The organism is Sphaerotilus sulfidivorans, from assembly GCF_013426975.1.
Lineage (GTDB): Bacteria > Pseudomonadota > Gammaproteobacteria > Burkholderiales > Burkholderiaceae_C > Sphaerotilus > Sphaerotilus sulfidivorans.
This window is the reverse complement of sequence record NZ_JACCPY010000004.1, coordinates 161,704-174,433: the sequence shown is the minus strand read 5'-3', so window position 1 is coordinate 174,433 and position 12,730 is coordinate 161,704. Positions and strand designations below refer to the sequence as shown.

Here is a 12,730-nt window from a genome sequence, read left to right as displayed (position 1 = left end):
CAAACTACCCGCCAGGCCGGAATGCACCGGCTTGGCGCACCACGCGGCGTCACTCGCTCGCCGCGAGATTCCACCATGTGAATGCATGGATCTGGATCAAAAAATCCCCTCAATGAACTGAACACCGCCCGCGTTGGCGGTGTTGGGCTTTCGCTTGCATTAGCACTTTTGCGTGAAATTTTCCACATTCGCAATGTGACAAATTTCACGTTTTTTGCATTTGTCCGCGAAAACGAAAGGGCTTTTGATCTGAGAACAAAAGGTACCGGGTTGGGCTTTGGGTATGCGTAAAGGTACTTATATTGGAGGCAAGGGCTCAAGTGCGCATCGCTTCTCGAACAGCCAGAAATATCTCCAGGAGCAGTCCCTGAGCGGTGATCGCAATCCATCCTACAAGTTGAGGATGACTGATCTTCCCACTTGATAAAAAATCAAGCGGCATGTTTTCTGCAACGCCATAGCGAGAGAAAAATGGCTGAACACCTGAGCAAAAGTGCAGTTGCTGGACTGCCAGTCACCGAATACAGCGTCCTCCGCGCCGGCCTGCGGACTGGTGATCTTCTGTTTGCTTCCGGAGACTACCTTGTCTCCCAAGCAATCCAGAAGGTAACCAAAAGCCCATGGAGCCACATTGGCATCATCTTCAAAATAGAAGAGATTGACCGAGTTCTGCTGCTGGAAAGCGTTGAAGACATGGGGGTTCGCTTTGTCCCGCTGTCCAAATACACCGATGACTATGATAATGGAGCACCTTACAAGGGCAGACTCGTGGTGGCCAGGATCAATGATTTCGCTCCATCCGAAATCGCGCCTATCGCAAAATTCGGCATCGACGAACTTACCCGACCATATGACAAGGACGAAGTTTCAAAAATCATCGCCCGGATTGCGTTGAAAATCGGGAAGCTGGAAAGGGACCGAGAATACATCTGCTCCGAGTTAGTGTACGAGTGTTTTTTCAAGGCCGGACGATCGTTCGCTTATAACGAAAACAAGTTCATCAGTCCGGAAGAGATATGGCGAGATTCGAAGGTAGCGTTCCTCGGAAGATTCAGATAACAATCGATCATCAAACTGGAAATGCACCACTTCGCACACTATGTCAAGCGCAGAGTCATGCACCTTCATGATACTGAGCCTACTTCACCTGAATACGCTGCACACCAATCCCCCGAAGAAGGCTTCATCAACCCTGTCTATCACTCAATAGCCATCAATTCCGGAGTAGCTGCAAAAATAGAGCAGGGAGACACTATTTGGTTATTTTCCCAACTCTCAAGCCCGTGGGGAAATTTTCCACCGTCTCTCGACGGAAAAATAGAAGTCGCCAAGATCGACAAGAACAACAACATGCCAGGAAGATACCGATTTGATGCCGGCATCGAATCAAGGTGGTATCCGCTCTATGACGCAAGTACCTTGGTCAGCAAGATAAGCACCACGAACGCGGCTCGAAAAATACAACCATTGCTCAGTGCAAATCAACAGACCGTAGGGCAAGCCCTGCGATTCCCTCGGGAAATTTTCAATCCACGCTGCCTGATTGATCACGCCACAGCCATAGAGCAGATGGCCCCAGATTTCATCAGTTACAGAATTCAGGATGGTACAGAACAAGCTTTCGGCTTGGCAAGGCGACTGATTCAGAACGGCCGCTCCGTTTTCTGGGATCGGTGGTCACTGCCTCGCCGATTGTCAGAGCGCCACCAGGAGGTCGACGCTGCTGCGCTAGATGAGCACATCATGGAAATCATCAGAGGGTCTCGCGTGGTATGGGGGGTCTCATCCGAGCTGTACGGCTTGACCGGATCGTATTCCCAGCTTGAAAAGCAATTTTCTGAGCAACTAGGGAAGTTCAGGGAATTTCCTCCGTGGCGAGCTGATTGACAGTTGGCAAAGCCACATCAAACCAACATTCCAAAATTCCCGTTCCAAAGTAAAAATCATGCTGCCGACGATACTGAAATATCTGTGCCTTGCGATCACCTTGTCCCATGCAACCACAAGTGCTGGACAAAGCTCATCGGACTTCTCGTTGCCACCACCTTCGGCAGAGGCAGGCAAACAACTGCAACTCTGGGCAACCCACTACTTTGTGCATGCGGCCCCCAGCACACCAACCGGTATTCCATTCCAGGACAAGACCGGAACAGCACTTTCTGACAAGGTCTCACCCAGGGACTGGTGCCTTGCTGCAATAGAAGGAACTGTACAAGTCGACTTCAACGGCGAACCTCGGACGCTAAATTATGGCGGCGTCGGCAGCAAAAATAATGTGGATTGCGCCGCCGTCTTGAGGATCAACCCGCTGAAAAAACCATGGATAACTGGAGTGGGTAAATCATTTTTCACGAAGGCAAACGGCACTTTCGGTGATGGCGTCAAAGGTTATCGACTGGTTCCTTTTCGGACAATCGCTGTCGATAGAAAGACACTGCCCTACGGCAGCGTCATATATATCCCCGCGGCACGCGGAATCGAGATTCAACTACCAACAGGCATGACCGCAAAGCATGATGGATATTTCTTTGCTGGAGACACAGGCGGCGCGATCAAAGGTCAGCACGTTGATGTATTTTGCGGGATATCAAGCAAGAATTGTTTTCCTGGTTTTGTGCGGAGCGATGAAAGTTTAAAGTTCAGCGCCATAACGATCTCAGACAAGGAGATAGTTAAGCAACTTACTGATCAGCATAAGAAATGACACATTGATTCTTTTACCCGCACTCAACCAATCGCCTAAGATAATTCCATGCCTTACAAATTAAGTGAGCGTTCGTTAAAAGAGCTGACTGGCGTGCATGATGACCTTGTGTCTGTGATTCGACGTGCGGCTGAACTGTCAGCACAAGAATTTGCTGTTCATGACGGAATTCGAACGCTGGCGGAACAAAAGGAGTTGGTCAGATTTGGCGCCAGTCAAACTTTGGACTCAAGGCATCTGACTGGCCATGCTGTCGACTTGGTGCCCATTATCAACGGCAAACTTCGTTGGGAATGGGATCCAATTTACCGCATTGCCGATGCGGTCAGAACAGCAGCGAAGGAATTGGAAATCCCTTTACGCTGGGGTGGAGCATGGGACATCGACTTCACCAAGTCTAATGACCATACCGAGGATCTTGTGGCGGACTACTCGGCCCGACGCAAACGAGCCGGGAAAAAAATATTTCTCGATGGACCGCATTACGAGTTACCCAGGACCAACTATCCATGAACATAGTTCAAAAATGGGGACTAAGCAGGCTCATCATAATCTACGGCAGACCGTAACACCGCAATCTCCCTAGCACTTGGAAGTCTCGCAGGCCCAAAAAGGTACACCATGAAATATCGCATGATCTCAGCAGGTATCGCGTTGACGATTGCATTGCCTGCATGGGCGCAAGGAACTTCTCTGCCGTTCGACCTCAAGGAGGTTGAACCCAACTATCTGATATATCAGCGCAACCCCAAGGACGACAACGCCTTCCGCGCCCATATCTCCCTAGGGTACCAGTTCAACGAGTCAAAAAATGACCCCTACGAATTCTATTTCAGCTACACCGGCGAATTTGATTTCTACGCAGGTACAAGGCCATCAAGCCCAGTCATCAATCGACTGAACAATCCAGCGCTTCATTACAAATGGAAAATCGCCCAGGGCGAGCAGTTCGGGAACTGGCTGGAATGGGTAGATGGCGGCCTAGAGCACCGATCGAACGGACAGGCTGGCGAGGTCATCACGCCGGAACAACAAGCCACGGCTCAAACGGCCTATCTCAATAATGACCATGTCTACTTCGACAGCATCAGCCACAGCACCCACTATCTGTCTTTTCAAGTCAGAAGCAGGCCGATCGCGTCAATTGGAGACATCATCATTGACGTCAAAGCAAAGGCCTATTTGGCGAAAGACTCCGATGTGAACTGGGGGCCGCTGAAAGGCACTGGGACCAGTATTTCCGATTACGATCGCCTGACCCTCACGCTAATCAAGAAAAACCTGATTCCCTCCAGCGAAATCACGCTCCAATGGGTGATGGGTGACAAACTATTCAAGACAGATTCATTCAATCTAGATTTTCACAAGGAATTTGAAATCGCAGGCGGGAAGATACCATTTTATGTCAGGTATCACCAGGGACCAATGCATACGCTCGCCGACTACACCAAAAGCAACAAATCGCTTGGATTTGGTCTGAAGTTTTCAGACTTCGCAGCAAGGAAGTAATTCCATGACAAAACCATGGAAAAAACTACCATGGCTAATGGGCCTCATTGCAATATCGGGATGCACGTCGGTGCATGTTCATTCTCAGGACGGAACAGAAATATCCGTCATCCGGAATATTGGCATTACTCATATCAGTTCAGGCCTGGCAGACACCGAAAAAGGATCGTTGATCTACAGCACTAGAGGACTTGGATTGACCATTTCGCCTCGCGGCGGAACCCTCGGTTGGATTGATGAGACAACGGCCATTATTGGAGATACTTCGCGCTGCTCCTTGATTCTTTGGATAGAAAATGATCGCCACTTACACGAATTGCAGAGCTTACTGAAGTTCCAAAAAATTTCGCCTGAAAATCTTTGCGCCCTTTCACCCGGAGGAAGAAAATGACTCACACCATTCGTTTGTCGATCTTGGCTGCAAGCATGGTACTGCTGTCGGCATGTGCCCCGCTGCAACAAGCCCCACTGCTGTACTCGTCAAAAATGAGTGTCGGCCTCGATTTATCGATGGCTACGTCTGAGACTCCTGGAGGCTCGATCGCAATTGGCTACAAAAATGTAGATGCAGCTTATGTTCCTGTTGCCGTATCAAAAGATGCCATCAACAAAAAAGGTGACATTCAGCAGTCATATGAAATAATGCGCATCGAGGCAATATACGGAGAAGGAAGCACCTCCGCAAAAATAAACCAACAAACCGCAGAACGAAAAGAAGACATTAAAAAATATCTTATTGCAAAAGAAAGTGAACTCGGACAAGCTGCGGTAGTTGCAAAAATAAACGCTGAAATCAGCGAACTCAACACAAAAATCAGCACAATCCGTGCAGCGCAAAGAGCATCCCGTGATGCGGTCGTTGCAGCGGCGGAAGCCGCCTTGGCTGCCCCAGGTGCCGCACAGCCCCCAAATATTGTCGACACCTATGATAACGATATCAGCAAAATAAATGCCGACATTAAAAAGGCTGAAGGGGATTTGAAAGTCCAACAGGATAAGCTTGCAACAATGCAAACCGAATCAGAAACTTTATTCCAAAAAGCCGCTGAAGCAGCCAATCTTTTACGCACAGACAAACGAGATGCCATGTCGGTATACGGCAGGTTCAACTCAAGGGGCGGAGGAGAAATCAATGGATCAAACGCGAAAGCCAACCTTACCGCAGGGAAAATATTTTCTACTGGCGTTGCCTCACAAAACCTAACTGAAGCAGCAAAACTGGAGGCAGCACAGTCTGGCGTGACCGAATGCATAAACAAAGTTTCCGAGCTATTAGGCCCTGCTCCAGCAAAGCCCGACGATGCAAAAATAGAAGCTTGGCGCACAAGTACGACTACGTTACTGAACAACTTATGCAAGCAGCCAGAAAATAAGCAGTCTGGCAAAAATTGACCCCATCACATCATTGACAACGAGTGCCCGGCAAGAAACGTAGCCAGTGGCCGTAGACTGCACGGATGAATGCCATCGGCCAAACAGAATCCGCCACCCAAGCCCGCGTCGTCCGCCTCTTCACCGACTCCCTCGCCTACACCTACCTCGGCCGCTGGTCCGACCGCCCCGACAACCGCAACATCGAGCCCGCCCTGCTGCGGGCTTTTCTCTTGGCGCAAGGCGTGGACGCCGCACTCGCTGGCCGCGCGATATTCCACCTGGAACAAACCGCCAACGACCGCGTCCAGCGCCTGCACGACCGCAACCGCGCCGTGTACGAGCTGCTGCGCTACGGCGTCAAGGTGCGCCCCGACGCCGGCGAGCAGACCCGCGATGTCTGGCTGATCGACTGGAAGCACCCCGAGCGCAACCACTTCGGCATCGCCGAGGAAGTCACCGTCAAGCCGCACGACCCGCGCGCCCACACCAAGCGCCCCGACCTCGTGCTGTACGTCAATGGCATCGCCCTCGCCGTGATCGAGCTGAAACGCTCCACCGTCTCGGTGTCCGAAGGCATCCGCCAGAACCTCGACAACCAGAAACCCGAATTCATCGAAGGCTTCTTCTCGACGCTGCAGTTCGTCATGGCCGGCAGCGACACCGAGGGCCTGCGCTACGGCACCATCGGCACGCCCGAACGCCATTACCTGACCTGGCGCGAAGACGGCGCCGACCTCGCCGACGACCCGCGCAGCCCGCTCGACCAGCACCTCGGCTGGCTCTGCAGCAAGGCGCGGCTGCTGGAGCTGATCCACGACTTCGTGGTGTTCGACAGCGGGCGCAAGAAACTCTGTCGCCACAACCAGTATTTCGGCGTGCGCGCCGCCCAGACCCGCCTGCAGCGCCGCGAGGGCGGCATCCTCTGGCACACCCAAGGCTCGGGAAAAAGCCTGACGATGGTCTGGCTGGCCAAATGGATCCGCGAACACATCCATGACGCCCGCGTCCTCATCATCACCGACCGCACCGAACTCGACGCCCAGATCGAAAAGGTCTTCCACGGCGTGCAGGAACAGCTCCACCGCACCCGCGACGGCGCCGACCTCGTGCGCGTGCTGGGCGACGACCGGCCGTGGCTGATCGGCTCGCTGGTCCACAAGTTCGGCGGCGTCGGCCGCAAGACCGCACGCGACGGCAACGACGGTGATGCGGGTGACGTGGCCAGTTACGTCGAGACGCTCCGCAAGGCACTGCCGCCGGGCTTCCAGGCGCGTGGCCGCCTCCACGTCTTCGTGGACGAATGCCACCGCACCCAGTCCGGCCTGCTGCACGAGGCGATGAAGGCCATCCTGCCCGACGCGGTCTTCATCGGCTTCACCGGCACGCCGCTGCTCAAGAGCGACAAGCAGCGCAGCATCGAGGTCTTCGGCGGCTACATCCACACCTACAAGTTCAACGAGGCGGTGCGCGACCGCGTGGTGCTCGACCTGCGCTACGAGGCGCGCGACATCGACCAGCGCATCACCTCGCAGCGCAAGATCGACGACTGGTTCGAGGCCCACACCGCCGCGCTGACCGACCTCGCCAAGGCGCAGCTCAAGGCCCGCTGGGGCACGATGCAGACGCTGCTGTCGAGCCGCAGCCGGCTGGAGCAGATCGTGGCCGACATCCTGCTCGACATGGCCACCCGCGACCGCCTGAAGAGCGGGCGCGGCAACGCGATGCTGGTGGCGGGCAGCGTGTACGAGGCGTGCCGCTACCACGACCTGTTTGCGCGCACGCCGCTGGCCGGGCGCTGCGCGGTGGTCAGCTCCTACGTGCCGAAGGTGGCGGACGTGAAAGGCGAGGCAACCGGCGAAGGCGTGACGGACGCGCTGCAGAAAGTCGAGACCTACCGCCGGATGCTGGCCGACTGGTTCAAGCTGCCGCCGGACGAAGCGGTGCTGCGCATCGACGACTTCGAGACCCAGGTGAAACAGCGCTTCATCGACGAGCCGGCGCAGATGCAACTGCTGATCGTCGTGGACAAGCTGCTGACCGGCTTCGACGCGCCGGCCGCGACCGTGCTCTACATCGACAAGCCGATGCGCGACCACGGCCTGTTCCAGGCGATCTGCCGCGTCAACCGGCTGGACGGCGACGACAAGGAAGTGGGCTGCATCGTCGACTACAAGCACCTGTTCGAGCGCGTCGAGGGCGCGATCCAGGACTACACCCACGGCGCGCTCGACGGCTACGACGCTGCCGACATCGCCGGCCTCATCACCAGCCGCATCGACAAGGCCCGCGAGCGGCTGGACGAGGTGCTCGAATCGGTGCGGGCGCTGTGCGAGCCGGTCGAGACGCCGCGCACGATGGAAACCTACCTGCGCTTCTTCTGCGGCACGGCGGCGGGGGACGCGGCGGAACTCAAGGCACGGGAAGGCCAGCGGCTGGCGCTCTACAAGCTCGTCGCGGCGCTGGTGCGCGCCTACGCCAACCTCGCGGGCGATTTCGCGGAAGCCGGCGTCACGCCCGACGAGGCCAAGGCGCTGAAAGCCGAGGTGACGCAGTTCGAGGCGGTGCGCAGCGCGGTGAAGATCCGCAGCGGCGACTACATCGACCTGAAAGCCTACGAGCCGGCGATGCGCCACCTGATCGACACCTACGTGCAGGCGGGCGACAGCGAGAAGCTCTCGGCCTTCGACGACCTGACGCTGGTGCAGATGCTCGCCCAGCGTGGCCCCGAAGCGGTCGAGGCGCTGCCGGACGGGCTGCGCACCAGCACCGAGTCGGTGGCCGAGACGATCGAGAACAACGTGCGCCGGGTCATCATCGACGAGTCGCCGGTCAACCCGAAGTACTACGAGCGCATGTCGGCGCTGCTGGACGCGCTGATCGCGCAGCGGCGGGAACAGGCGATCGACTACGCCGAATTCCTGCAACAGGCCAGCGCGCTGGCGCGGCAGGTGCAGTCGCCCTCCTCCAGCACCGCCTACCCGCGCGCCATCGACACACCCGGCAAGCAGGCGCTGTTCGACAACCTCGGCCAGGACCAGCCGCTCGCGCTCAGCGTCCACCACGCGGTGATCACGCACCGCGAGGACGACTGGCGCACGGTCAACAGCAAGATGAAGACGCGCAAGCTGCGCACGGCGATCAAGCAGGCCTTGGGTGCGCCAGGCGTGCTGATCGCGGCGGAAGGCAGCGGCGTGCAGGAAGACCTGGATGCGCGGGTGGACCGACTCCTTGAGCTGGTCCGGAACCAGCCCGAATACTGACGCCCCCAGCACCGTCCCAACACCGTCATGCCCGCGCAAGCGGGTACCCACGATTCAAGCGGTCGGTGGACGGCGTGGGTGCCCGCCTGCGCGGGCATGACGGCGGGTGAGGACACGCCGAGACCATCCAACATTCGTTCATGCCATCGACACCGCCCCACCACCTCGACATCAGCGGCCTGCGCGTCGAGATCGCCCGCCAGCGCATCAAGCACCTGCACCTCGGCGTCTACCCGCCGGACGGGCGCGTGCGTGTGGCGGCACCGCTGGCCGTGGACGACGAGGCGGTGCGGCTCGCGGTCGTGCAGCGGCTGGGCTGGATCCGCCGGCAACAGGCGCGGTTTGCGGCGCAACCGCGCGAATCACGGCGCGAGATGGTCAGCGGCGAGAGCCACCAGGTCTTCGGCCAGCGGCGCCGGCTGCGGGTGGTCGAGGTGGACGCGCCGCCCCAGGTCGAGCGCGTCGGGCTGACGACGCTGCGGCTGCAGGTGCGCCCCGGCGCAGACCGGGACCAGCGTGAGCGGGTGCTGCAGAACTGGTATCGAGTCGAGCTGAAAGCGCTGATCCCGGCGCTGCTGGCCCGCTGGCAGCCGGTGCTGGGCGTGGAGGCAAGCGCCTGGGGCGTCAAGCGCATGAAGACGAAATGGGGCAGTTGCACGCCGGCCAGCGGACGGATCTGGCTCAACCTGGATCTGGCACGACAGCGACCGGCCTGCATCGAGTACGTCCTGGTGCATGAGCTGGCCCATCTGCGGGTGCGCCGGCATGACGAGCAGTTCACCGCACTGCTCGACCACGCACTGCCGTCCTGGCCGTCGTTGCGATCTGAACTGAACCAGACCCTGCTGCCCACCAGCAGCGTCAGCCGACCGCCACCGTCCCGGCTTTGACCCGCAGAGTCTTCTGCGACAGCAAGGGGCTGGCCGGCGCCGTGCCATCCGCATTCAGCGGAAGCACCTTTTGACATCCTCCCCGCCCTAAAGGACGGGGATTCCGGCGGGCACGACCGCTTGCGCGGCCGAGCCTTCGGCGGGTTCCTGCTTCCTCGCGGCTGCGTGTCGTCCCCTCACGGGTCTGGCACGTCTGACCTCCGCTCCACAGGCTTCGGGTCTTGCGACCCAGACCGCGTGTCCCGCGGCCAGTACGTTCTTCGCGGCGTTCAGGTCCGCGTTTTCTTCATGTCCGCACGCTTCGCACTCGAAGCGGGCTTGCGTCGGCCGGTTCTCCCTGGCGGTGTGCCCGCAGGCGCTGCACCGCTGGCTCGTGTACGCCGGGTCCACGGGCACCACTGCACCACCTCGGGCCGCTGTCTTGTAGTCCAGTTGTCGCCGAGCTTCGCCCCACGCCTGATCGAGGATCGATCGGTTCAGTCCCGCTTTCTGCCGCACTCGTTGCCCTGGCTCGGTGGCTGTGCCCTTGGCGCTGGCGCTCATCGCCGCCACCTTCAGATCCTCGATGGCGATCACCGGATGCGCATCGGCCCACTTCGTCGTCAGCTTGTGCAGCCAGTCCTTGCGCTGTGCCGCGATCCGGGCATGCACCTTGCCCAATCGATCGATCGCCTTGCGCCGGTTCTTCGATCCCTTCACCTTGCGCGACACCGACCGCTGAACTCGCTTCAGGTACTTCTGCTGCCGCTTCAGCGCATTCAGCGGCGCCACGCACTCACCGTCCGTCGTCGCCGCGAACAGCGCCACGCCGAAGTCGATCCCCAGCGTCGGCACCAGTCCCGCCGCCGGGATCACGTCCGCTTGCTCCACCTGGATCGACACGAACCAGCGGCCCCGCGCCTGCGTCAGCGTGTAGTTCCGAACCGATCCCTCGACCGCCTGCGACTGACGCATCCGCATCCAGCCCAGCTTCGGTGGCTTGATGCGCTGGTTCTCAGCGTCGAGCTTGCAGTCCGACGCCTTCGGAAACCGCAGCCCCGCATCCTGGCCCCGACCCCGGAACCTCGGATAGCCGCCACTCCCCTCGAAGAAGCGCCGGTAGCTCGCCTCCAGTCGCTTGAGCGTCTGCTGCTGTGCCTGCACGGGGGTTTCGGCCAGCCACGCCGTGTCCGGGTCGTTGCGCCACACGGTCAGCCAGCGGCACATCGCAGCAAAGCCCGCGAACTTCTCGCCAGCGGCCCGCAGTCGCTGCTGCTCGCCGATGGCCCGGTTCCACACCCAGCGGCACGCGCCGGCGAACCGGCGCAGGGTGTGGGCGGTGCCGGGCGTGGGGCGCAACTGGAAGCGGAAGGCTCGAATGGGCTCGACCACCAAGCCAATGGCTCGCTGCGCGAGCCTGCGCTCTGCATCCCCGCCCTGAAGGACGGGGCTTCTCGCGCTTTCTGGTGACGCGAAGCGACGACCTCGGCGTGACAGGTTGCCGATCCCGGAGCGGCACACGAGAATCGCGGCCATGTCTGCTTCTGCCCTGGACGAGCGCCGTCCCCTGCCCTCCCCCGAGCGCCTGCGCGCGCTGATCGACACGCTCGGCGACGGCCTGCTCGAGCGCGACACCGAGACCCGTCTGGCGCTGCTGGCCGCGCTGGCCGGCGAGCATGTGCTGCTGCTCGGCCCGCCCGGCACCGCCAAGAGCGAGCTGGCGCGCCGCCTGCACCGTGCCTTCGACGGTGCGCCCTACTTCGAGCGGCTGCTGACGCGCTTCTCCACCCCGGAGGAGCTGTTCGGGCCGCTGTCGCTGAAGGCGCTCGAGGAGGACCGCCACGAGCGGCTGACCGCGGGCTTCCTGCCCGAGGCCGGCATCGCCTTTCTCGACGAGGTGTTCAAGGCCAACTCGGCGATCCTGAACGCGCTGCTGACGCTGCTCAACGAGCGCGAGTTTGACAACGGCAGCGGCCGGGTGCGCGTGCCGCTGCTGAGCGTCGTCGGCGCGAGCAATGAGGTGCCGGCCGACGAGGCGCTGCGGGCCTTCTTCGATCGTTTCCTGGTGCGCCTGCCGGTGGCCCCGGTCAGCGAGGAGCGCTTCGAGGCGCTGCTGCGGCTCGACGAGCGCGACAGCCAGGCCCGGTCGCTGCTGCGGCCCGCGCCCGAGCCCGGCCTGGAGGCGGCCGAGCGCGAGGCGGTGCGCCAGGCGGCGACCCGCGTCGAGCTGGGCGAGGAAGCGGTCGAGGCGCTGCACCGGCTGCGCCGCTGGCTGGCCGCGCAGCAGCCGGCGCAGGCGCTGTCGGACCGGCGCTGGCGCCAGCTTGTCGGCCTGATGAAGGTGGCCGCCGCCACCGAAGGCCGCACGCAGGTCGACGCGCTCGACCTGTGGCTGGCGCCGCAGACCGCCGCGCCGCTGCCCGAGCTGGCGCCGGCGCTGCAGGACTGGTTCGCGCAGGAGATCGCCGGCGCGGTGCCGCAGGACGCGCCGTGGCTGACGCGCGCGGTCGAGGCGCTAGAGCGCCAGCTCCAGCTCGAGCAGCGCGCCGAGGCCGAAGCCTCCGGCAGCGGCGAGGGCGATCTGGCCGGCAAGATGGCGCTGGCCCGCGCGATCGGCGGCGGACGCGATGCGGACGGCAGCGCCGGCACGATGCGCATGATGTCGCCGGCGCTCGACGCCGCCTCGCGCCGGCGCTGGAGCCCGGTGCATGTCGCGGCCCGGGTCGCGCAGGTCGACGAGACGATCGCCGCGGCCCGCCCGCACCACGAGGCCGCGCTGGCCGCGGCCGAAGCCCTGTCGGCCCGGCTCGAGGGCCGGCTGTGGATGCCGCCGGCCTGCGTGGCCGCGCTGCTGGGCGCGCATCTGCACACCGCGCTGGTGCTGCGGGCGCTGCTGGACCGGCTCGAGGCGGTGCGCGCAGGCTTCGCCGGCCTGCCGGTGCAGGCCCCGGCCGAAGGCGCCGAGGCGCCGCCGCCCGCACCGGTGCTGCTGGAAGACTGAGGCCACGCCCGGA

At 60.7% G+C, this 12,730-nt stretch carries 11 protein-coding genes; 10 read left to right on the top strand and 1 reads right to left on the bottom strand.

All coding sequences use genetic code 11. The features are described 5' to 3' along the window. Positions 1 to 471 precede the first annotated feature (471 nt). The 9 genes from HZU84_RS04105 to HZU84_RS04065 all read left to right on the top strand — a co-directional run bounded on the left by HZU84_RS04105 (position 472) and on the right by HZU84_RS04065 (position 9,737). Entirely contained in the window at positions 472 to 1,059 is a 588-nt protein-coding gene (locus HZU84_RS04105; RefSeq protein ID WP_149502436.1) for a YiiX/YebB-like N1pC/P60 family cysteine hydrolase, read from the top strand. Positions 1,060 to 1,116: 57 nt separating this feature from the next. Continuing rightward, positions 1,117 to 1,887: a hypothetical protein gene (locus tag HZU84_RS04100; RefSeq protein WP_149502435.1), complete on the top strand. Its 771-nt coding sequence runs from the start codon at positions 1,117 to 1,119 to the stop codon at positions 1,885 to 1,887. A gap of 58 nt (positions 1,888 to 1,945) precedes the next feature. Next, positions 1,946 to 2,704: a 3D domain-containing protein gene (locus tag HZU84_RS04095; protein ID WP_149502434.1), complete on the top strand. Its 759-nt coding sequence runs from the start codon at positions 1,946 to 1,948 to the stop codon at positions 2,702 to 2,704. A 48-nt stretch (positions 2,705 to 2,752) separates the two neighbouring features. Next, positions 2,753 to 3,217, top strand: coding sequence for a M15 family metallopeptidase (locus tag HZU84_RS04090; protein ID WP_149502433.1), 465 nt, complete (start codon positions 2,753 to 2,755; stop codon positions 3,215 to 3,217). 108 nt (positions 3,218 to 3,325) lie between these two features. Next, the gene (locus tag HZU84_RS04085; RefSeq protein ID WP_149502432.1) at positions 3,326 to 4,213 is read left to right on the top strand and encodes a hypothetical protein; all 888 of its coding nucleotides are present in this window, start codon (positions 3,326 to 3,328) and stop codon (positions 4,211 to 4,213) included. Between the two features lie 4 nt (positions 4,214 to 4,217). Further along, positions 4,218 to 4,604, top strand: coding sequence for a hypothetical protein (locus HZU84_RS04080; RefSeq protein ID WP_149502431.1), 387 nt, complete (start codon positions 4,218 to 4,220; stop codon positions 4,602 to 4,604). Beyond that, entirely contained in the window at positions 4,601 to 5,605 is a 1,005-nt protein-coding gene (locus tag HZU84_RS04075) for a hypothetical protein (RefSeq protein ID WP_149502430.1), read from the top strand. The genes HZU84_RS04080 and HZU84_RS04075 overlap by 4 nt, the downstream gene beginning before the upstream one ends. Positions 5,606 to 5,670: 65 nt before the next feature. Then, the gene (locus HZU84_RS04070; RefSeq protein WP_149502429.1) at positions 5,671 to 8,847 is read left to right on the top strand and encodes a type I restriction endonuclease subunit R; all 3,177 of its coding nucleotides are present in this window, start codon (positions 5,671 to 5,673) and stop codon (positions 8,845 to 8,847) included. Positions 8,848 to 8,987: 140 nt separating this feature from the next. Further along, positions 8,988 to 9,737, top strand: a complete 750-nt coding sequence (locus HZU84_RS04065) for a M48 family metallopeptidase (RefSeq protein ID WP_149502428.1) — start codon at positions 8,988 to 8,990, stop codon at positions 9,735 to 9,737. A gap of 87 nt (positions 9,738 to 9,824) precedes the next feature. Here the strand turns inward: HZU84_RS04065 and HZU84_RS04060 are convergent, their stop codons facing one another. Further along, complete coding sequence (locus tag HZU84_RS04060; RefSeq protein ID WP_257644509.1) at positions 9,825 to 11,252, bottom strand: RNA-guided endonuclease InsQ/TnpB family protein; 1,428 nt, start codon at positions 11,250 to 11,252, stop codon at positions 9,825 to 9,827. On the opposite strand from HZU84_RS04060, the gene HZU84_RS04055 reads away from it, so the two are divergent. Next, positions 11,251 to 12,717, top strand: a complete 1,467-nt coding sequence (locus tag HZU84_RS04055; protein WP_180692783.1) for an AAA family ATPase — start codon at positions 11,251 to 11,253, stop codon at positions 12,715 to 12,717. The two genes, HZU84_RS04060 and HZU84_RS04055, sit on opposite strands and share 2 nt — an antisense overlap. Positions 12,718 to 12,730: the final 13 nt, after the last annotated feature.